Annotated in this window: 18 protein-coding genes; 8 read left to right on the forward strand and 10 right to left on the reverse strand. The window is 68.8% G+C overall.

Features of this window, described 5'->3' with window-relative positions:
- Positions 1–69 precede the first annotated feature (69 nt).
- The gene (locus BJEO58_RS06750) at positions 70–1092 is read left to right on the forward strand and encodes a helix-turn-helix transcriptional regulator (protein WP_101588708.1); all 1023 of its coding nucleotides are present in this window, start codon (positions 70–72) and stop codon (positions 1090–1092) included.
- 4 nt (positions 1093–1096) lie between these two features.
- Here the strand turns inward: BJEO58_RS06750 and BJEO58_RS06755 are convergent, their stop codons facing one another.
- Genes BJEO58_RS06755 through BJEO58_RS06765 form a run of 3 tightly spaced genes read right to left on the reverse strand, consistent with a single transcriptional unit; the run spans position 1097 to position 2771 of the window.
- A complete protein-coding gene (locus BJEO58_RS06755; protein ID WP_101588709.1) occupies positions 1097–1558 on the reverse strand; it encodes a VOC family protein in 462 nt (153 codons plus the stop codon).
- Entirely contained in the window at positions 1555–2151 is a 597-nt protein-coding gene (locus BJEO58_RS06760) for a DinB family protein (RefSeq protein ID WP_101588807.1), read from the reverse strand. Before BJEO58_RS06760 ends, BJEO58_RS06755 begins: the two co-directional genes overlap by 4 nt.
- Before the next feature lie 32 nt (positions 2152–2183).
- The gene (locus BJEO58_RS06765; protein ID WP_101588710.1) at positions 2184–2771 is read right to left on the reverse strand and encodes a dihydrofolate reductase family protein; all 588 of its coding nucleotides are present in this window, start codon (positions 2769–2771) and stop codon (positions 2184–2186) included.
- A 95-nt stretch (positions 2772–2866) separates the two neighbouring features.
- Between BJEO58_RS06765 and BJEO58_RS06770 the strand changes: the two genes are divergently transcribed.
- Positions 2867–4063 carry a PQQ-dependent sugar dehydrogenase gene (locus BJEO58_RS06770; protein WP_101588711.1) on the forward strand — a complete coding sequence of 399 codons (1197 nt, stop codon included), beginning with the start codon at positions 2867–2869 and terminating at the stop codon, positions 4061–4063.
- 29 nt (positions 4064–4092) lie between these two features.
- On the opposite strand, the gene BJEO58_RS06775 is transcribed toward BJEO58_RS06770, so the two are convergent.
- Positions 4093–5739: a SulP family inorganic anion transporter gene (locus BJEO58_RS06775; RefSeq protein ID WP_101588712.1), complete on the reverse strand. Its 1647-nt coding sequence runs from the start codon at positions 5737–5739 to the stop codon at positions 4093–4095.
- Between the two features lie 41 nt (positions 5740–5780).
- The gene (locus BJEO58_RS06780; protein WP_101588713.1) at positions 5781–6269 is read right to left on the reverse strand and encodes an ArsR/SmtB family transcription factor; all 489 of its coding nucleotides are present in this window, start codon (positions 6267–6269) and stop codon (positions 5781–5783) included.
- A 134-nt stretch (positions 6270–6403) separates the two neighbouring features.
- On the opposite strand from BJEO58_RS06780, the gene BJEO58_RS06785 reads away from it, so the two are divergent.
- From BJEO58_RS06785 to BJEO58_RS06795, 3 genes are all read left to right on the forward strand, one after another.
- Complete coding sequence (locus BJEO58_RS06785) at positions 6404–7357, forward strand: malate dehydrogenase (RefSeq protein ID WP_101588714.1); 954 nt, start codon at positions 6404–6406, stop codon at positions 7355–7357.
- A 420-nt stretch (positions 7358–7777) separates the two neighbouring features.
- Positions 7778–8293 carry a MarR family winged helix-turn-helix transcriptional regulator gene (locus tag BJEO58_RS06790; protein WP_101588715.1) on the forward strand — a complete coding sequence of 172 codons (516 nt, stop codon included), beginning with the start codon at positions 7778–7780 and terminating at the stop codon, positions 8291–8293.
- A 225-nt stretch (positions 8294–8518) separates the two neighbouring features.
- On the forward strand, positions 8519–8980 hold the full coding sequence (locus BJEO58_RS06795; RefSeq protein ID WP_101588716.1) for a DoxX family protein: 462 nt from the start codon (positions 8519–8521) through the stop codon (positions 8978–8980).
- Positions 8981–9020: 40 nt separating this feature from the next.
- Here the strand turns inward: BJEO58_RS06795 and BJEO58_RS06800 are convergent, their stop codons facing one another.
- Entirely contained in the window at positions 9021–9947 is a 927-nt protein-coding gene (locus BJEO58_RS06800; RefSeq protein ID WP_101588717.1) for a threonine/serine dehydratase, read from the reverse strand.
- 171 nt (positions 9948–10118) lie between these two features.
- On the opposite strand from BJEO58_RS06800, the gene BJEO58_RS06805 reads away from it, so the two are divergent.
- A complete protein-coding gene (locus BJEO58_RS06805) occupies positions 10119–10769 on the forward strand; it encodes an RraA family protein (protein ID WP_246076125.1) in 651 nt (216 codons plus the stop codon).
- Between the two features lie 81 nt (positions 10770–10850).
- Here the strand turns inward: BJEO58_RS06805 and BJEO58_RS06810 are convergent, their stop codons facing one another.
- Entirely contained in the window at positions 10851–11168 is a 318-nt protein-coding gene (locus BJEO58_RS06810; protein WP_101588719.1) for a 4a-hydroxytetrahydrobiopterin dehydratase, read from the reverse strand.
- 203 nt (positions 11169–11371) lie between these two features.
- Here BJEO58_RS06810 and BJEO58_RS06815 point away from each other — a divergent pair, with 203 nt between their 5' ends.
- Positions 11372–12022 carry a hypothetical protein gene (locus BJEO58_RS06815; RefSeq protein WP_246076124.1) on the forward strand — a complete coding sequence of 217 codons (651 nt, stop codon included), beginning with the start codon at positions 11372–11374 and terminating at the stop codon, positions 12020–12022.
- A 131-nt stretch (positions 12023–12153) separates the two neighbouring features.
- On the opposite strand, the gene BJEO58_RS06820 is transcribed toward BJEO58_RS06815, so the two are convergent.
- The 3 genes from BJEO58_RS06820 to BJEO58_RS06830 form a co-directional block, all read right to left on the reverse strand.
- Positions 12154–13383, reverse strand: a complete 1230-nt coding sequence (locus BJEO58_RS06820; RefSeq protein ID WP_101588721.1) for a cysteine desulfurase family protein — start codon at positions 13381–13383, stop codon at positions 12154–12156.
- Between the two features lie 35 nt (positions 13384–13418).
- Positions 13419–14198: a glucose 1-dehydrogenase gene (locus tag BJEO58_RS06825; RefSeq protein ID WP_101588722.1), complete on the reverse strand. Its 780-nt coding sequence runs from the start codon at positions 14196–14198 to the stop codon at positions 13419–13421.
- A gap of 193 nt (positions 14199–14391) precedes the next feature.
- Positions 14392–15183 carry a lysophospholipid acyltransferase family protein gene (locus tag BJEO58_RS06830; RefSeq protein ID WP_246076123.1) on the reverse strand — a complete coding sequence of 264 codons (792 nt, stop codon included), beginning with the start codon at positions 15181–15183 and terminating at the stop codon, positions 14392–14394.
- A 256-nt stretch (positions 15184–15439) separates the two neighbouring features.
- Here BJEO58_RS06830 and BJEO58_RS06835 point away from each other — a divergent pair, with 256 nt between their 5' ends.
- A complete protein-coding gene (locus BJEO58_RS06835) occupies positions 15440–16651 on the forward strand; it encodes an MFS transporter (protein WP_101588723.1) in 1212 nt (403 codons plus the stop codon).
- The last annotated feature ends 86 nt before the right edge of the window (positions 16652–16737 follow it).

Below are 16737 nucleotides of genomic sequence, written 5' to 3' on the forward strand. Positions count from 1 at the left end.
TCCTTCTGCGTCATTCCACCCTTGCAGGGATTCCGGACATCCTCTGTCGGGATTGCGTAGGATTCCTCCATGAGGACCTCACGCATGCTGGCGGTCCTGCTGGAGCTCGGGAACGCGCGGCCCACCACTGCACAGGCACTCGCGGAGCGACACCACGTGTCCACTCGCACGATCCAGCGCGACATCGCCGCCCTGCAGCAGATCGGCGTGCCGGTGTGGACCCGCACAGGGCCGGCAGGAGGTGTCGGACTGGTGGACGGATGGCGATCCCCCGTCACCGGCATGACAGCCGTCGAACTGCAGACGCTGATCATCGGAGAGGCAGGCTCACGGGACCTCGGACTGCATGACGACTTCACAGCCGCACGGCTCAAGATGCTGTCCGCCGCCTCGCAGCTCGGGCCGAGCCCCGAACGCACCCACGAGCGCTTCCTCCTCGACAACGAAGCGTGGTTCGCTCCCTCAGATCGACCTGCGGCCCTGGCGGAGGTGGCGCGGAGTGTCTGGGAGGGCCGGCGCCTCTCGTTCGACTACGCCTTCCGTTCACACGTCGAGGCGGCTGCGAGCGGGTCCGCCGCAGCGCAGAGCCCCCTACGACGAGGACGTCGTTCCGTCGATCCGCTCGGCCTCGTCCTCAAGACCGATCGCTGGTACCTCGTCGCCGCACGGCAGGGCACTCTGCGCACGTATCGTCTCTCGCGGATGTCCCACGTGGAGATCCTGACGGAGCAGTGTGCAAGGCCGGCGGAGTTCTCTCTGGCTGAGTACTGGCGAGAATCCCGCGGGACCTTGGAGGCGTCCCTCGCCTCGCTTCCGGTACGCCTGTCGCTGCCGATGGCTTCCGCTGAGGTACTGGTCGCCGCCGTGCCCGGCCCTGGCACCCGAACGGCGATCAGCGAAGCAGACTGCGACGGCGACCGCCTGGAGATCCGTCTGCATATGGAGTCTGTGGACATCGCGAGTTCCCAGCTCATGGGAGTACCGGGAGTCGAGGTGCTCGAACCTGCGGAGCTGCGTCGGGAGATCCACGAACGAGCAGAGGCGCTGCGAGTCCGCAATCAGCCGGTCGAATCGGAGAGCACCGCCGTGTGAGACCTCAGTCCAGGCAGAACTCATTGCCCTCGGGATCGGCCATGACGATGAAGCCGTGGCTGAACGGCGGTTCGGGATCGAAGCGTTCCAGCCTCGTCGCACCAAGCGACACCAGACGAGCGCACTCGTCCTCGAACGCCTCCATCCGCTGGTCGCCCTCGAGCCCGGGTGCGGCACGCACGTCCAGGTGCACCCGGTTCTTCGCAGCCTTTCCCTCCGGCACCTGCTGGAAGAAGATCCGCGGGCCCTGGCCGTCCGGGTCCTCCAGCGCGGACGAGCTGTTCCACTGCTCCTGCGGGATGCCGGCTCGTTCGAGGAACACATCCCACGCCGCCATCGCGTCGGCGCCGGGAGCAAGCTCCACTCCCGGCGGCGCCGGATGCACATACCCCAGCACCTCGCGCCAGAAGGCGGAGAGCCCGCGCGGGTCGTGCGCGTCGAACGTGATCTGGAGGGTCGCACTCATGCCCCGACCCCTCCAGCCGCGGCACCGCAGTCGTGCGAGTGCAGGTAGAGGTCCCTCAGCACGCACACCTCGGACAGGTGATGGATGAGCTCGCGATGGATGTGGAGCACCAGACGAGACATCGGGTCCTCCGCGAACGGACCCTCCGCCTCCCCGCACGGTCGGGCCAGCCCGTCCTCGCCCAGCGCCTCAACACCGGCCAACCACGTCGCGAGCTCCTCATCGAGCTGCGCGAGTGCTTCCTCCGCGGTCGCCGCATAGTCGAAGGTGAAGTAGTCGACGGGCTCACGCCCGAAGTGAGAAGCGTTCCGCACAGCAAGAACTCCCACGATCACGTGGCCCAGTCGCCAGGCGATGGTCGTGAACGGGGCGGGCACGGGCTCCGGGAACGCGAAGTCGATGGTCATCGCTCCCGAACCGGCCTGAACCGGTGCGATGCCGGCTCCACGGGGCCGAACGCTCCACGACTCCGCCACAGGCTCCCAGAAGTACTCGTCGTCCGTGAGTCCGCTCAACCGCTCACGGAGCAGGTGATCCCAATGCCACGTGAACTGATCACGCAGCTCCTCATTCCGCTGCAGTCGCTCACTCATGGTGCGCACCTTCCCGTCGACGGACGCGGCCCTCATCCACCCGGCCGCACTCGATACTCCACGTGCGTCACGCCCGGACCTTCCGCGACGCGCAGGATCTCGAGCCCCACCGGCGACTCGACCACGTCGTCGAACAGCCTGCGCCCGCGCCCCAGCAGCACCGGCACGAGGTGCAGCTGCAGCTCATCCAGGTGACCACCGCGCAGACCCTGGCGGATCACGCCTCCGCCGTGCAGTCCGACCGCTCGGTCGTCGGCCGCGTACTGCGCGAGAGCCCACGCGTCCTCGAAGGATTCGACGAAGTGGAACGTCGAACCCTCCCGCACATCGTCCGCTCGCGGCCTGTGCGTCACGACGAACAGCGGCATTTCGAACGGCGGGCGAGCGCCCCAGAGCGCCTGCCCGTGCTCGTAGCTGTCGCGCCCCATCACCAGCGCACCCGTCCTCTCGAATTCGGGGCGCAGGATGTCATCGGCAGTGAGCTGAGCGCGATCGGCGACGTCGTGCCCGAACCAGCCGTGCAGCACCGCCCCCTCGTCGCCCAGGGGGTTCTTCGAGCTGGGATCCGCGCCGGTGTAGAACCCGTCGAGCGAGACGCTCAGGTTCGCGATCGTGGTCATATGCACCTTCCGTGGCGGAGCCGGTCCTCACCCACGATGTTACGCGCGTCACGTTTTCGGGGTCTACAGTCCGTCCGACCCCGTACGCTGAGGCCATGGTCCGTGCACAGGTCCCGCCGCTCAGGTCGTTGCCGATACCGACTCCGAGGCCCCGCGCGGCCGCCGCTGCGCTCGCCGCCTTGGTACTGCTCGCCACAGGCTGCGCGATACCCGGCGACTCCGGCACCGACGAGGAGCCTCAGGCCGACACCACCGCCTCGGACCAGACCACCGCCTCGAGCCCCGGACCGACCGGCGCCGCCGAGGATGCGACCGGCCCGACGCCCGGGGGCGCCCCCGACTTCTCGGACCCGACCGACGTCGCGACCGATCTGGAGGCGCCCTGGTCGATCGCGTTCCACGGACGCACCGCCCTGGTGAGCGAGCGCGACAGCGGCCGCGTCATCGCACTCGACGACTCCGGCCAGACGCGGGAGGTGACGACGATCGACGAGGTCGCACCACGTGGCGAGGGCGGCCTGCTGGGACTCGCCGTCCACGACGACCACCTGTACGCGTACTACACGACGGCGAGCGACAACCGGGTGGTGAGGTTCCCTCTCACGGGCAGCCCCGGGGACCTCGGCGTCGGTGCACCGGAGACCGTCCTCGACGGGATCCCGGCGGCCGGCAACCACAATGGCGGCCGGATCGCGTTCGGGCCGGACGACATGCTCTACGTGACCACAGGGGACGCCGGGGACGGCAGCAGTGCTCAGGACCAGGATTCGCCGGCCGGAAAGATCCTGCGCGTCACTCCGGACGGCGGCGTCCCGGACGACAACCCGTTCGCAGACTCCCCCGTCTTCAGCCTGGGACACCGCAATCCACAGGGACTCGACTGGACGGACGACGGCACCCTCTACGCGAGCGAGTTCGGGCAGGACACGTGGGACGAGCTCAATGTCATCGAGCCGGGCGGCAACTACGGGTGGCCGGACGTCGAGGGGATCGGCGGCGACGACGAGTTCATCGACCCCGTCCAGCAGTGGGACCCGGCCGACGCGAGCCCGTCCGGCCTCGCAGTCGTGGGCGACTCCGTCGTCATCGCCAACCTGCGCGGGGAGCGCGTGTGGGAGGTGCCGGTGGATGATCCCGAGCAGTCGACGGACCATCTCGCCGGTGACCACGGCCGCCTGCGCGCCGTCACCGAGGCCCCCGACGGCTCGCTCTGGATCCTCACCAACAACACGGACGGCCGTGGTGACCCGGCCGAGGGCGACGACCGGATCCTGCGCGTGCCGGTGGAGTGAGGGCGCTCAGGGCTCCGCATCCTCGCAGACTACGTCCGCAGCCCCTCCCGCTCGATATGACTGCGTGCGTGCTCGACTGCCTCGTCCAGGTCGTCGAACAGGTGGCGGACGTGCCGCAGCGCCGGCAGGACTCCCACGGTGCGGAACAGCTCTTCATGCCGGGCCTGCACGCCCTTGATGAGCACCGTGACCCCGCGCCTCTCCAGTGATGTCACGATGTCCTCCAGCACATGCGCCCCCGTCGCGTCGATGACCTCGACGGACGACATGCGCAGGACCACGACGCGGATGCCATCGAAGGCCATCACCTCGTCGAAGACCCTGTCTCCGGACGCGAAGATCAGCGGGCCGTCGAACCGGACGACCGCGATCCGCTCATCACCGGGCTCCGGCTCGCCGGGCACGGCCTCGCGCGTCACCCGCGTCTCCCGCGCCAGATTCCTGATCGCGAAGAACCCCGCGACGACGACCCCGATGATGACGGCGACGATCAGGTCGAACGCCACTGTCACGATCGCGGTCAGCAGGAAGGCGGCCGCATCCGCCCGGGTCGATCGCATGATCGATCGGACCGTCGCCCAGTTCACCATCCGCCACGCGGTGAGCATGAGGATGCCCGCCAGAGCAGCCAGCGGGATCATGCCGACGGGCCCGGCGGCGAAGAGCACGACGCAGAGCAGGACGACGGCGTGCACGACTGACGCGAGCCGCGTGCGAGCGCCGGCGCGGACGTTGACGGCGGTGCGGGCGATCGCACCTGTCGCGGGCATGCCGCCGAACAGCCCGGACCCCATTGATGCGATGCCCTGGCCCACGAGTTCCCGGTCCGGGCTGTAGGGGCCGGTGTTCGCCATCGAAGCGGCGACGCGGGCGGACAGCAGCGACTCGATCGCGGCCAGCGCCGCTACGGCGACGACCGGACCCATGAGGTCCGGCAGGTCCGCGACGGCGACCGTCGGCAGCGACGGCGCGGGCAGACCCGACGGCAGCGCACCGATGACGGCCAGCGGCGCGGGAAGCACGACGCACAGGATCGTCGCCACGACGATGCCCAGCAGCGACCCCGGAACCGACGGGTGGATCCGCCCCGCCACGAGCATGCTCACGACGACGACCACTGTGATGCCCAGCGCCCAGACGACGTAGTCCCACTCCGCCTGCGCGATCGACTGCAGAGCCGCGATGAGCGCGTTCGTGCTGAGCCCACCGCCTCCCACACCGCCGGGCGACATGACGGAGGGGACCTGCTGCAGGAAGATGATGACACCGATCCCCAGCGTGAAGCCTTCGATGACGGGCCACGGGATGACGCCCACGGTCCGCCCCAGCTTCAGGAGGCCCGCGAGTGCCACGAGCAGGCCGGCGAGGATCGCCACGACCGCGACCGCCCCTGCTCCGTGCGAGGCGACGATGGGAAGGAGGACGACGACCATCGCGCCGGTCGGGCCCGACACCTGAACGTTCGACCCGCCGAAGACCGCAGCCAGGAACCCTGCGACGATCGCGGTGATGAGTCCTTCACTCGCACTGAGCCCCGAACTCACCCCGAAGCCCAGCGCCAAGGGCAGCGCGACGATTCCGACGGTCACGCCGGCGGCCACGTCTGCCCACCAGGTCGTGCGCAGCTTCGCATAGTCTCGCGGGTCCGGGCAGAGGCTGCGGAGGTGCCCCCACATGCGAGTCAATGCTGAGGCCCCCGCTGGCGTGGCCTGAGTGGTCAACCGTCCACCTGCTCGCCGCTGTCATCGGAGCGGGACTCCAGGGCCTGCACCGCGGGGAGGGCCCCGGCGTCGGAGAGCAGCTTCTCGTCCGCTGCGAGGGTGTCGAGGAGCAGCTGCCGTGCGACCGCGAGCATGCGCGCGACGCGCACGTGCGCGAGCCGGTAATAGACACGGCTGCCGCGGCGCTGTGACTCGACGAGCCGGTGCCGCCTGAGGACAGCGAGGTGCTGGGACAGATGAGAGGCCTCGAGCTCGGTCTCGCGGAGGAGGTCGGACACGCTCAGCTCTCCATACGCTTCGCTCGCACCATCGACGATCGCGCCGTCGACGGCTCGCCCCTCGACAGTCGACCCGTCCTGTCGCGCGGCGTCGTGGTGGGCCTCGGAGAGCAGTTCGAGGATGCGGATGCGGAACGGGTGAGCGAGGCCCTTGAAGAGATTCGCCTTGATCTCATAGAGGGGGCGCTGAGAGTCTATTGACGGCATGATGGATTCATCATATCAGCGCTCGGCGGCTTTCACCCCTCGTTCCACTAGGCAGAACTGGCTGTTCGCGCACTGGAGTGCGTTCCGTAGGGTGGCCCCAGCACAACCATCCCCGACGACGAGGAGCCAACCCCATGAAGCGCATCGGCATCATCGGCGCAGGAGCCGTCACGGCTGCGACCGTCGCCTCCCTCATCGCACCGACGGGCCTGGACCCGGAGATCATCCTCGTGAATCGCACCCATGCGAAGGCCGTGGGACTCGCGGAGGACTTCACATACGCAGCCGCGGCGACCTCCCGTGCTCGCGTGCGCGCCGGAGGCTACGCGGACCTGAAGGGCGCGGACCTCGTCATCATCACCGCGGGGGTGAACGAGAAGGACGGTGGAGCCACCGACCGCTCCGACGACGCGGGACGCCGTGTCCTCATACCCGCCAACGCGCGCGCGTATGCAGACATGATCGGGCAGCTGCGAGAGGTCGACCCGACCGCGACGGTCCTCGTCGTCACGGATCCGCCGGACCCGCTGGCCGCTCTGGCCCGGCGCCTCGCCCCGGAGATGACGGTCCTGTCGTCCGGAACGACGATCGACACCATCCGGTTCCGCTATCGGGTCGGGCAGGAGCTCGGTGTACCCGCCAGCGAGGTCGATGCAGTGGTGCTGGGAGAGCACGGCACCTCGGCGGTGTACGCCTGGTCGACCGCCCGGGTGGGCGGACGGCGGGTGCTCGACCTCATCGGGGAGTCCGGTCAGGACATCGCAGCGGTCCAGGACCGCGTCCGGGAAGCCGTGAAGTACTCGAACATCTCCATCATCGAGGGCATCGGAGCCAGCCAGCACGGCATCGGCGCGATCGTCGCTCAGATCGCAGAGGCGATCGTCGACGACAGCCGCGCGATCATGGCCGTCGCGTCCTACCGGGAGGACTACGACACGTTCATGGGACTGCCGACAGTGCTGGGCCGCGAGGGGGCCGTACGCATCCTCGAACCGGAACTCACCGACGAGGAGCGGTCACTCCTGGACGAGAGCGCCCGCATCCTGCGGGAAGCCGACCAGATCGCGTTCGACGCCGCCGGGGTGTGAGGAGCGGCCGGGCGGCGGGGTGTGAGGAGCGGCACGGGCCCGCCCCCGCAGCGAATCCTCAGCGACGGGCCGCCCAACTCGCCGGCGACTCATCATCGTCCGCTGAGCTTCGAGCACATCCCCTCATCAGACGGCCATCGACGCTCCTCAAACCGCAGATGGTCCGCAACCGACCACTGACCACTCATCCTGAACACGAGTCGCCCGTGGCGATCCGAGACTTGTCGCCATCGGGTGGCGAGTCCAGCCCAGCAGGACCGACGACTGCGCGCTCTCACGGTTGTGTGACGGCCAGGTTGTTCAGCAGACCCATGCTCACTCGAGATGAACCCGCGACCACTCACCAGCAGGCTCTTGACTGCCACTGCAAGCCACATGCCGTGCATTGGTTGTACGTGCAAGCATTGATAGGGTCGGGGCATGACCGACACCAGATGGCTCTCCGAAGAGGAGCACGTCGCATGGGTCCGCTTCACAGCGGTCCTGGAGCTGCTCCCGTCAGCCCTTGACCTCCAGCTCGAGACGGATGCGGGACTCTCACACTTCGAGTACTTCACTCTTGCCATGCTCTCCGAGGCCCCCGATCACACGCTGCGCACCAGCGCTCTGGCAGCTCGCACGAATGCGACGCTGCCGCGGCTCTCCCGAGTGGTGTCCCGCCTCGAGGCGGCGGGCTATGCGGAAAGGTCGACCTGCGCAGAGGACCGCCGCGCCACGAACGTCAGCCTCACCGAAGCGGGGCGACAGAAGCTTGTCCGGTCGGCGCCGGGCCACGTGGGAGCAGTGCGTCGCTTCGTGGTGGATCAGCTGACCCCTGAGCAGATCCACGAGCTTTCAGCCATCTCTGCGGCGATGCTGAGGCAGCTGGACCCCGAGGGGCGCATGCACGCCACCGGGAACCCACCCCAGGACCCCTCTGGGAGCGCACCGGATTGACGCGACCCCGGATGCACGTGAGCCGCGATGAGCCTCCAGGCGCCGACGGCGCCGCTCGATCGAACTCACAGACCCTCCCGCGAGACGCCGGAGCATCCGACCCCAGACCCGCCGATTCATGGAGTGACCTTCGGCACACTCGCAGCCTTTAGGTTGTCGCGACAACAAATCTGACACTAGATTAGTTTTTGTTTCAACTACTTCCCTCGATCGCTAAGGACTCCCATGCTGACCCTGCTGCACCCTGCCGCAAAGTTCCCGCTCCTCACTGACCTCGCCCTCCTGGTCGCTCGGCTCGTTCTGGGCGTGGTCCTGATTGCTCACGGTTGGCAGAAGTACAGCGAGTGGACCGTTGCCGGCACGGGGCAGTCCTTCGCCGAGATGGGCATCCTGGCCCCCGATTTCTCCGCCGCCCTGGTGACGGGAGCTGAGATCATCGGCGGAGTGGCCTTGATTCTCGGGGTGCTCACTCCCGTCTTCGCCGTTGTCAACGGAGTCAGCATGATCGTGGCCGCCCTGGTGGTCCACGCAGAGGCGGGGATCTTCGTAGAAGACGGCGGGTATGAGCTCGTGGCAGCCATCTTCGCCGGATTGATCATCCTCGCCGCCACCGGAGGAGGGCGCTTCAGCGTCGATCGGCTGCTCGCTCCTCGCTCCAAGAGCGCTCGTCAGACTGCGGCAGCCTGAGGCGAAGGGACTGCAGGCACAGCGCCTGACTGGCACAGGATCACAGCGTCGACGTGTCCGTGTTCGCTCCGCACACGACGACGGCGACTCGCTCGCCGGCCGCGGGAACGTAGGCACCGGAGAGGAAGGCCGCGTACGCCGTGGCGGCTCCGTGCTCCGCGGCGATCCGAAAGTCCTCCCACAGTGCCGCTCTGGCTGAGGCGATGGAATCATCCTCGACCAGCAGGCTCGTCACACCGACCCGACGCGCGGCGTCGAAGCCGATGTCACCGATCCGACGCGCACCGAGTGAATCGGCAGCGATGCCGGACACGTCGATGTCGACCGGTGCACCGTGGGCGAGGGCAGTCGAGAGTGTGGAGGCTGTGCGGGGCTCGACTCCCACGACCTTCGCACGGCCCTCCGCGGCGGCCAGTGTGCCGGCGAGCAGCCCTCCTCCGCCCACTGCGACGACGATCGTGTCGACGTCCGGCGCCTCCTGAAGGATCTCCTCCGCCATCGTGCCCGCACCGGCAGTGATCTCCGGCTGGTCGTATGCGTGGCAGTAGACGGCGCCGGTGCGCTGCGTGTGCTCCATCGCGGCTGTGAACGCCTCCGCGTACTCCCGCCCCACCGGCCGCACGATCGCACCGTAGGACTCGAGGCGTGCGACCTTCACCTGCGGGGCAGTCTCTGGGACGAACACGGTCGCGGGGACACCCGCCTGGCGCGCGGCGAAGGCGTTCGCCATCCCTGCGTTGCCTCCGGAGGCCACGACGATGCCCACGTCGGGGTCCAGCTCACCGCGCTCCCAGGTCGCGAGGACGCGGTTGAAGGCTCCGCGAGCCTTGAAGGACCCCGTGTGCTGGAGGTATTCGCACTTGAGGAGGAATCGCCCGCGGGCCCCCTCCACCTCGATCATCGGGGTTCGGCGCACGTGGGCGCGCACCCGGTCGTGGGCGGAGAGGACATCGGAGCGCGTGAGCATGCATGGCCTTTCGAGACGGAACCAGCAAGGGCGTACGGCGCTGCACGACGATGTCATCACCGCGTGAGCTGCATCGCAGTCAGGCTAGCGCACGCGCCACGAGCCGGTCGACGAGAGATTCTTCAGCGCCGCCCCCTTCCCACCGGCGCCCCGCCCCGCCATTCTGGGAGCATGGACGATTCCAGCCGTATGGACGGTCGGCCGGACACGACTGCCCACGGGCACTCCGCTGCGACCCTGTTCGAAGCCTCCGCGCACAGTCTCGCCTGCGGATCGTCACTGCGACCGGCCTGGCCCGGAGCGGCGGTGACGGGACCCGCATTCACCGTCCACGGACGCGGAGGCGACAACCTCGCGCTCCACCACGCCGTACTCCAGGCTCCATCCGGCACCGTCCTCACGGTCGACGTCCAGGGAGCCGAATACGGACACTGGGGTGAAGTGCTCGCCGTCGCCGCTCGAGCGCGCGGCATCGCGGGCCTCATCATCGACGGCGGTGTGCGCGACACTGAAGCGATGAGCCGGATGCGCTTCCCCGTCTTCTCGTCATGCTCCTCCGTGGTCGGCACGCGGAAGGAATGGTTCGGACAGTTCGGGGGAACCATCAGCGTGGACGGCGCGCGCGTGCAGTCAGGCGATCTCGTGGTCGCGGACGCGGATGGCGTCGTCATCGTCCCGGCCGCGCACACACATGAGGCACTCGAGCATGCGGATGACCGCGTCGCGGCAGAAGAGGAGTTCATGGAGCGACTGCGGAACGGGGCGACGACCGTCGACCTGCTGCGTCTGCCGAGGGCCAGGAGCGCACAGCCCGGCCCCTGACGCGCTCCGCGCTTCTCCCACCAGCGCTGACCTCGGACTGACGGGTCGGTTCAGCCCGCCCCGGCAGTCCGGTCGCCCCGGTCAGTCCGTCGGTGCGACGTCGATCTCGGCACTGGCCGCGAGTTCGCTGATCTGCTGCGCGAGCCGCAGATCGCGTTCCGTCACCCCTTCGACATCGTGGCTGATGAGACGCACGTCCACGTGCGGGTAGGTGAGCAGGAGATCCGGATGATGCCCCGCATCCTCGGCGACTGCGGCGATCCGTTGGACGAGTTCGAGCCCGGCCATGAAATCGCCCGTGCTGAAGCGGGCGCGCAGGCCGTCCTGGGCCGCGCTCCAATCAGTGAGTCGTGCTTCCTGCAGTGCCTGTGAGAGCTGCTGTCCGCTGTACTCAGTCATGCTCTCAGCCTACTGCCCGCTTCAAGTTCGGAGCCTGTGCATCTCGTCCTGATCCGGCGAACGGTCCTGTGTGCGGAGACGGATGCGTGTGGCTGTTCAGCTACCGCGGGGGACACACGCTCGCGTGCTGAGTCCGTCAGACTGGACGAGCGACGACGAACGGGAGACACGACGAACGGGAGACACGACGAACGGGAGACACAATGCACCCAGCAGGACCACACGGCCGCGCGCCCGGCACACGGATGCGCGGCATCGGGCGGCTGCTCTTCTGGATCGGCGGCATCCTCACGATCGTCTGCGTCGCAGGCGGAGTCATCCTCGCGGTCTCCGGCTTCACCCGCGTCGCGGAGTCCGCCGCGATCTCGCATCCCGTCGACGGCCCCACCGACATCGACCTCGAAGCCGGCGAGCAGATGATGTACTACGTGCCCGGCGTCGTCGACCCATCGACTGCAGGTTCAGGAAACGGTTCCGGCTACGGTTCCGACGACGACTCCGATCCACCCGACTACGTCCCCGCGGGAGCCGCCGACTGCTCCGCGACCGGGCCCTCCGTCGTCGACATCAGGCCGGGCGGGACGAAGCACACCACCTCCAGCGGCGGCGAGACCCGCGTGAGCGACGGCGGATTCACCGCTGAGGATCCGGGCACCTACACCGTCACGTGCAGTCCCGATGCCGGCGTCGACGTGACTCTGGGACCGCCCACGGATGTCGGAGGGATCCTCAGCGGGATCGGCGGCGTGCTCGCGGCGGTCTTCGGCGCACTGGGATTCGGCGCCGTCACTCTGCTGGGGCTCGTCCTCTGGCTGGTGGGCCGGGATGCGATGAAGAGGCACGGAGCGCTCTGAGGCCGCACGAACGCTGCGCCCGAATCGTGAGCCACACGTGGGCACCAGCACACTCACCACCAGCATTCATCAGACCGCACACGTTCTATCCCCTGCGAACTGATGAAAGCTGGTGTTTCCTGATCCGGCGCTCACACGTCAGTCGCGACCACTTCCGCGGCGATCCCCGCCGCGATCCGCGCGACGTCGTCCTCGGTCGTCCACCGCCCCACTGATAGACGCAGCGCTCCCATCGCGCGGTCCACGTCCATGCCCATCGCGGTGAGCACGGGCGACGGCGCGTCCGTCCCCGCATGGCAGGCCGATCCCGTCGACGCGGACACGCTCGCGGCGCCCGCCAGCACGTCCACTCCCCGCGAGCCCGCGATGCTCACGTTGAGCGTCTGCGGCAGCCTCTCCTCCCGGGGACCATTGAGACGCACCCGCCCCGGCAGCAGCTCCTCGAGCGCCACCTCCAGCTCGTCGCGCAGCCTCCGCATGCGCTCCGGTCCGCCGGTGTCGAGATCCTCGCCGGCCAGCCGCGCAGCCTCGCCGAACGCCACGATCCCCGCGACGTTCTCCGTCCCTCCTCGCAGTCCCGCTTCCTGCCCTCCGCCGGGCATCAGCGCCGCGATCGGCGTACCCGCGCGGACGTACAGCGCCCCCACACCCTTCGGCGCATAGAGCTTGTGGCCCACGACCGTCAGCAGGTCGACCCCCAGCGCATCGACGTCGACGGGCACCTTGCCGACACTCTGCGCTGCGTCCGTGTGGAACAGCACTCCGGCGTCCCGAGCAGTCCGCGCCAGCGCGGAGATCGGCTGGATCGCCCCGGTCTCGTTGTTCGCGTGCATGATCGACACGAGGACCGTGGTCGGTCGCAGCGCGGCCGCGAGCGATGCCGGGTCGACGAGCCCGTCCGTGTCGATCGGCAGGCTGGTCACGTCGACGCCGTCCCCGGCCAGGACCTCGGCGGCGGCCAGCACAGCCGGATGCTCGGTCTCCTGGATGACGAGGTGGGGACGGGCCCCGGCAGACCCGGAGCCGGCCGCAGGAGTCGGGGCTCCCGCACCCTCCGCCGAGGCTGTCCGCACCGCTCGCAGCACACCCCGGATCGCGAGGTGGTCGGCCTCGGTGCCGCTGCCGGTGAACACGATCTCGGCGCCGGACTCCGCCCCGATGAGCGAGGCGACCTGGGCTCGGGCGCGGGCCACAGCCTCGGCAGGAGCCGTCCCGAACCCGTGGGAGCTGGAGGGGTTGCCGAAGTGGGTGGAGAGGAACGGGATCATCGCCGCCACGACGCGAGGGTCGACCGGCGTGGTTCCGTTGTAGTCGGCGTAGACGGGATCAGACGCGGAGAAGGGAGACTGCGAGGCGGACATGCCTCCCAGTCTCCCCCACAGCCGCTGGACGCAGCTCAGTACATCGCGTGCTGACCACCGTCGATCGGGACGACCGTGCCGTTGATGAAGCCGGACTCCTCGGCGAGCAGGAACGTGACGAGGGCCGCGACCTCCTCCGGCTTGCCGAAGCGCTTCATCGGATTGGCCGACACGAACTCCTCGCCGGCCGCCTCCCAGTCCTCACCGCCCAGCTGACGCAGTGAGCCCTCGACCATCGCGGTCATGATGGCCCCCGGAGCGATCGCGTTGATGCGGATGCCGTGCTCGCCGTACTCGCGGGCGGAATTGCGGGTCAGCCCCACGACTCCGTGCTTCGCGGCCGCATAGCCCGACTGGTTGCCGACACCGCGGATGCCGCCCACGGACGCCGTGTTGACGATCGCACCGGAGCCCTGCCGGCGCATCTGCTTGAGGACGGCCGCCATACCGGCGAAGACGCCGGTGAGGTTGACGGCGAGCACCTTGGCGAACTCGTCATCGCCGAAGTCCTCTGTGAGGTTCTGCCTGCCCTCGATGCCCGCGTTGTTGAAGAAGCCGTCGACCGAACCGAACGTGGTGAGCGCAGCGTCCACGTACTTCTGGACGTCCTCGGACTTCGTGACGTCCGCCGTGACCAGCTCGACGCCGCCGGCGCCTGCGGATTCGACCTGCGTCCTCGTCTCCTCGAGACCGTCGGCGTTCATGTCCACCAGGACCAGGTTCGCGTCTTCCTGCGCCAGACGCAGTGCAGTCGCCTGCCCCAGTCCGGAGCCCGCGCCGGTGATGATGACGGTCCTGCCTGAGAAACGTGCCATGTGAGAACCACTCCTCGTCATACGTGTCGGGTCGCTGCCCGACTGTCAGAAGAACGATCAGCCCTTCCGCATCCTGCAACCTTCACCTACGCGGTTCCATTCCCCCCGCGGGATCGCCACGCGGGCACGCGTCAGCGCCGGACGGGCAGGTGGAGTGCTGGACGGGCAGGTGTCAGTGCTGAGCTGGCAGGCGTCAGCGCCGGCGCTTGGCGTCGCGCTCGGACTCGGCCTCTTCCACCAGCGCACGGATGGCGGACATGATCTGCTCCGTGACCTCACGGCGCTGCGGCCCCGCAGGGTGCGCGCGCGGCGGGGCGGGGATCGCCTTGCCGAAGGTCATGGAGAACGTCTTGGGCTGGGGAGCGTTCGCGTCGACGGGCATGACGTCCTCCGTGCCGACGATACCCACGGGCACGATCGTCGCGCCCGTGCGGATCGCGAGCTCCGCCGCCCCGGTCTTCCCCTCCCCGACCTTCCCGTCGCGGCTGCGCGTGCCCTCCGGGTAGATGCCGAACACTCCGCCGGCGCGCAGGATCTCCTCGCCCGTCTCCAGCGCCTTCACCGCCGCCGCGGCAGTCCCGCGCTCCACCGGGAACGCGCCCACGGCGCTCATGAAGCCGCCCACCATCTTGTTCAGGACGTTCCTGCGCTCGAAGTACTCGGCCTTCGCCATGAAGCTCACGCGACGCGGGGACAGGGCAGACAGGTAGATCGAGTCCGCGAACGATCGATGGTTGCTCGCGATGATGACAGGGCCGGTCTTGGGCACGTTGGTGATGCCCGTGACCGTCGGACGGTGCGCGGTGCGGATGGAGCCGCGGAACATCGAGCGCATGGCCCTGTACTTGAACGAGAGCTGATCATCGCCGACTCCCACCGGGAGGCCGCTGTCGACGCCTTCGTCGACGGCTCGCTCGATCTCCGAACCGGTCGCCTCGTGCTCATCCGGCCGATCCGCCGTACCTTCATCCATCGCGTCGCTCATGTCCTGACTGCTGTCCTCCCGCACGGGCACAGCCCCTCGGGTGCCGCAGAGCTGTCTTCCTGACTGAATGCTAAGAACATCGTAACCACCGGCCGAACGCCCGCGTGCATCGCGCCGGTCGCATCCCCGACGTCGGATCCGGTGAGAACCGTCACCCCTGCTCATCCAGCCTGTCCCTGCACCGGAGCGGAGGCATAGAATCAAGTCTTCGTGCGCGGTGCCGCCGCTCCCGCACCACCTGCCCGATAGGAGCCCCATGGCCCGCGGCCGTCCCTTCGGAGCTCGCCCCTCCACGCCCCGCTCGCCCAGCATGGCGCTCACCGCTCTGGCAGCGGGCGGATTCGCAGTGGGCACCACCGAATTCGCGTCCATGACGCTGCTTCCGTGGATCGCCGAAGACCTGGGCATCACGATCCCCCAGGCAGGAATGGCCGTCAGCGCGTACGCGATCGGAGTGGTCGTGGGCGCCCCGCTGCTCACCGCGCTCACTCCGCGGATGGACCGCAAGCTGCTGCTCATCCTCGCCGCCGCGGTCTTCACCCTCGGCAATCTGCTCACCATCCTGGCGGTGAACCTGCCCATGCTCCTGGGAGTCAGGTTCCTCACCGGACTGCCCCACGGCATCACTCTGGGCATCGCAGCGATCGTCGCCGCCGGCCTGGTGCCGCCCGAACGGTCCGGCACCGCGATCTCACGGACGATGCTGGGTCTCACGATCGCGAACATCGTCGGCGTCCCCGCGGCCACTGCACTGGGGAGCGCCGCGGGGTGGAGAGCCGCATACGTGGTCATCGCACTGATCGGACTCGTGACGATCATCGGACTGCTGACGTTCCTGCCGGCGGTCCCCGCACGACCCACGTCCTCCGCGACAGCGGAGCTGAAGACCATGACCCGCCCTCAGGTCTGGCTGCCGCTGCTCGCGGGAGCCGTGGGATTCGGCGGATCGTTCGCGCTCTACACGTACATCACCCCGACGGTCACGGAGGTGACGGGCATCCCCGGCGGCCTCCTGCCGTGGGTCCTCGTCCTCTACGGCTGCGGCATGACGGCTGGCTCACTCGTCGCAGGACCGTGCCTGGACCGATCCATCGACAAGTCTGCGCTCGCAGGGGTGGTGGGCATGGGCGTGGTCCTCGCGCTCTTCGCCGTGCTCGCCCATATCTGGTGGATCGCCCTGCCCCTGCTGTTCCTCAACGGCATCGCCATGAGCCTCTTCACGAACGGGCTGCAGGCGCGACTGCTGCGAGAGTCCCCCGACGCTCCGAACATGTCCGCGGCGATGAATCACGCGGCCTTCAACGCAGCGAATGCGCTGGGCGCCTTTCTGGGCGGCGTCGTCGTCGCGGCCGGCCTGGGATTCCGGGCTCCCGCGGCAGTGGGCGTCCTCTGTTCGATCGCCGGCACCGCTGTCCTGCTCATCGCGTTCGGACTGGGCCGCCGGCGCCACCGCGAACGCATCGCCTGACCCACGAGGCGAGAAGCGCCGCCCCCGTCGAACGACGAACCGCACCACCCGCGACCCGAGCCACGCGCCACCCGCGGTCCGAGCCA

Origin of the sequence: Brevibacterium jeotgali, assembly GCF_900169175.1 — a bacterium.
Taxonomy (GTDB): domain Bacteria; phylum Actinomycetota; class Actinomycetes; order Actinomycetales; family Brevibacteriaceae; genus Brevibacterium; species Brevibacterium jeotgali.

Excerpts from the sequence above, each read along its gene's own strand:
- BJEO58_RS06750 (WP_101588708.1), top strand. The coding sequence starts at position 70 with ATGAGGACCTCACGCATGCTGGCGGTCCTGCTGGAGCTCGGGAACGCG.
- BJEO58_RS06755 (WP_101588709.1), bottom strand. The coding sequence starts at position 1,558 with ATGAGTGCGACCCTCCAGATCACGTTCGACGCGCACGACCCGCGCGGG.
- BJEO58_RS06760 (WP_101588807.1), bottom strand. The coding sequence starts at position 2,151 with ATGAGTGAGCGACTGCAGCGGAATGAGGAGCTGCGTGATCAGTTCACG.
- BJEO58_RS06765 (WP_101588710.1), bottom strand. The coding sequence starts at position 2,771 with ATGACCACGATCGCGAACCTGAGCGTCTCGCTCGACGGGTTCTACACC.
- BJEO58_RS06770 (WP_101588711.1), top strand. The coding sequence starts at position 2,867 with ATGGTCCGTGCACAGGTCCCGCCGCTCAGGTCGTTGCCGATACCGACT.
- BJEO58_RS06775 (WP_101588712.1), bottom strand. The coding sequence starts at position 5,739 with ATGTGGGGGCACCTCCGCAGCCTCTGCCCGGACCCGCGAGACTATGCG.
- BJEO58_RS06780 (WP_101588713.1), bottom strand. The coding sequence starts at position 6,269 with ATGCCGTCAATAGACTCTCAGCGCCCCCTCTATGAGATCAAGGCGAAT.
- BJEO58_RS06785 (WP_101588714.1), top strand. The coding sequence starts at position 6,404 with ATGAAGCGCATCGGCATCATCGGCGCAGGAGCCGTCACGGCTGCGACC.
- BJEO58_RS06790 (WP_101588715.1), top strand. The coding sequence starts at position 7,778 with ATGACCGACACCAGATGGCTCTCCGAAGAGGAGCACGTCGCATGGGTC.
- BJEO58_RS06795 (WP_101588716.1), top strand. The coding sequence starts at position 8,519 with ATGCTGACCCTGCTGCACCCTGCCGCAAAGTTCCCGCTCCTCACTGAC.
- BJEO58_RS06800 (WP_101588717.1), bottom strand. The coding sequence starts at position 9,947 with ATGCTCACGCGCTCCGATGTCCTCTCCGCCCACGACCGGGTGCGCGCC.
- BJEO58_RS06805 (WP_246076125.1), top strand. The coding sequence starts at position 10,119 with ATGGACGATTCCAGCCGTATGGACGGTCGGCCGGACACGACTGCCCAC.
- BJEO58_RS06810 (WP_101588719.1), bottom strand. The coding sequence starts at position 11,168 with ATGACTGAGTACAGCGGACAGCAGCTCTCACAGGCACTGCAGGAAGCA.
- BJEO58_RS06815 (WP_246076124.1), top strand. The coding sequence starts at position 11,372 with ATGCACCCAGCAGGACCACACGGCCGCGCGCCCGGCACACGGATGCGC.
- BJEO58_RS06820 (WP_101588721.1), bottom strand. The coding sequence starts at position 13,383 with ATGTCCGCCTCGCAGTCTCCCTTCTCCGCGTCTGATCCCGTCTACGCC.
- BJEO58_RS06825 (WP_101588722.1), bottom strand. The coding sequence starts at position 14,198 with ATGGCACGTTTCTCAGGCAGGACCGTCATCATCACCGGCGCGGGCTCC.
- BJEO58_RS06830 (WP_246076123.1), bottom strand. The coding sequence starts at position 15,183 with ATGAGCGACGCGATGGATGAAGGTACGGCGGATCGGCCGGATGAGCAC.
- BJEO58_RS06835 (WP_101588723.1), top strand. The coding sequence starts at position 15,440 with ATGGCCCGCGGCCGTCCCTTCGGAGCTCGCCCCTCCACGCCCCGCTCG.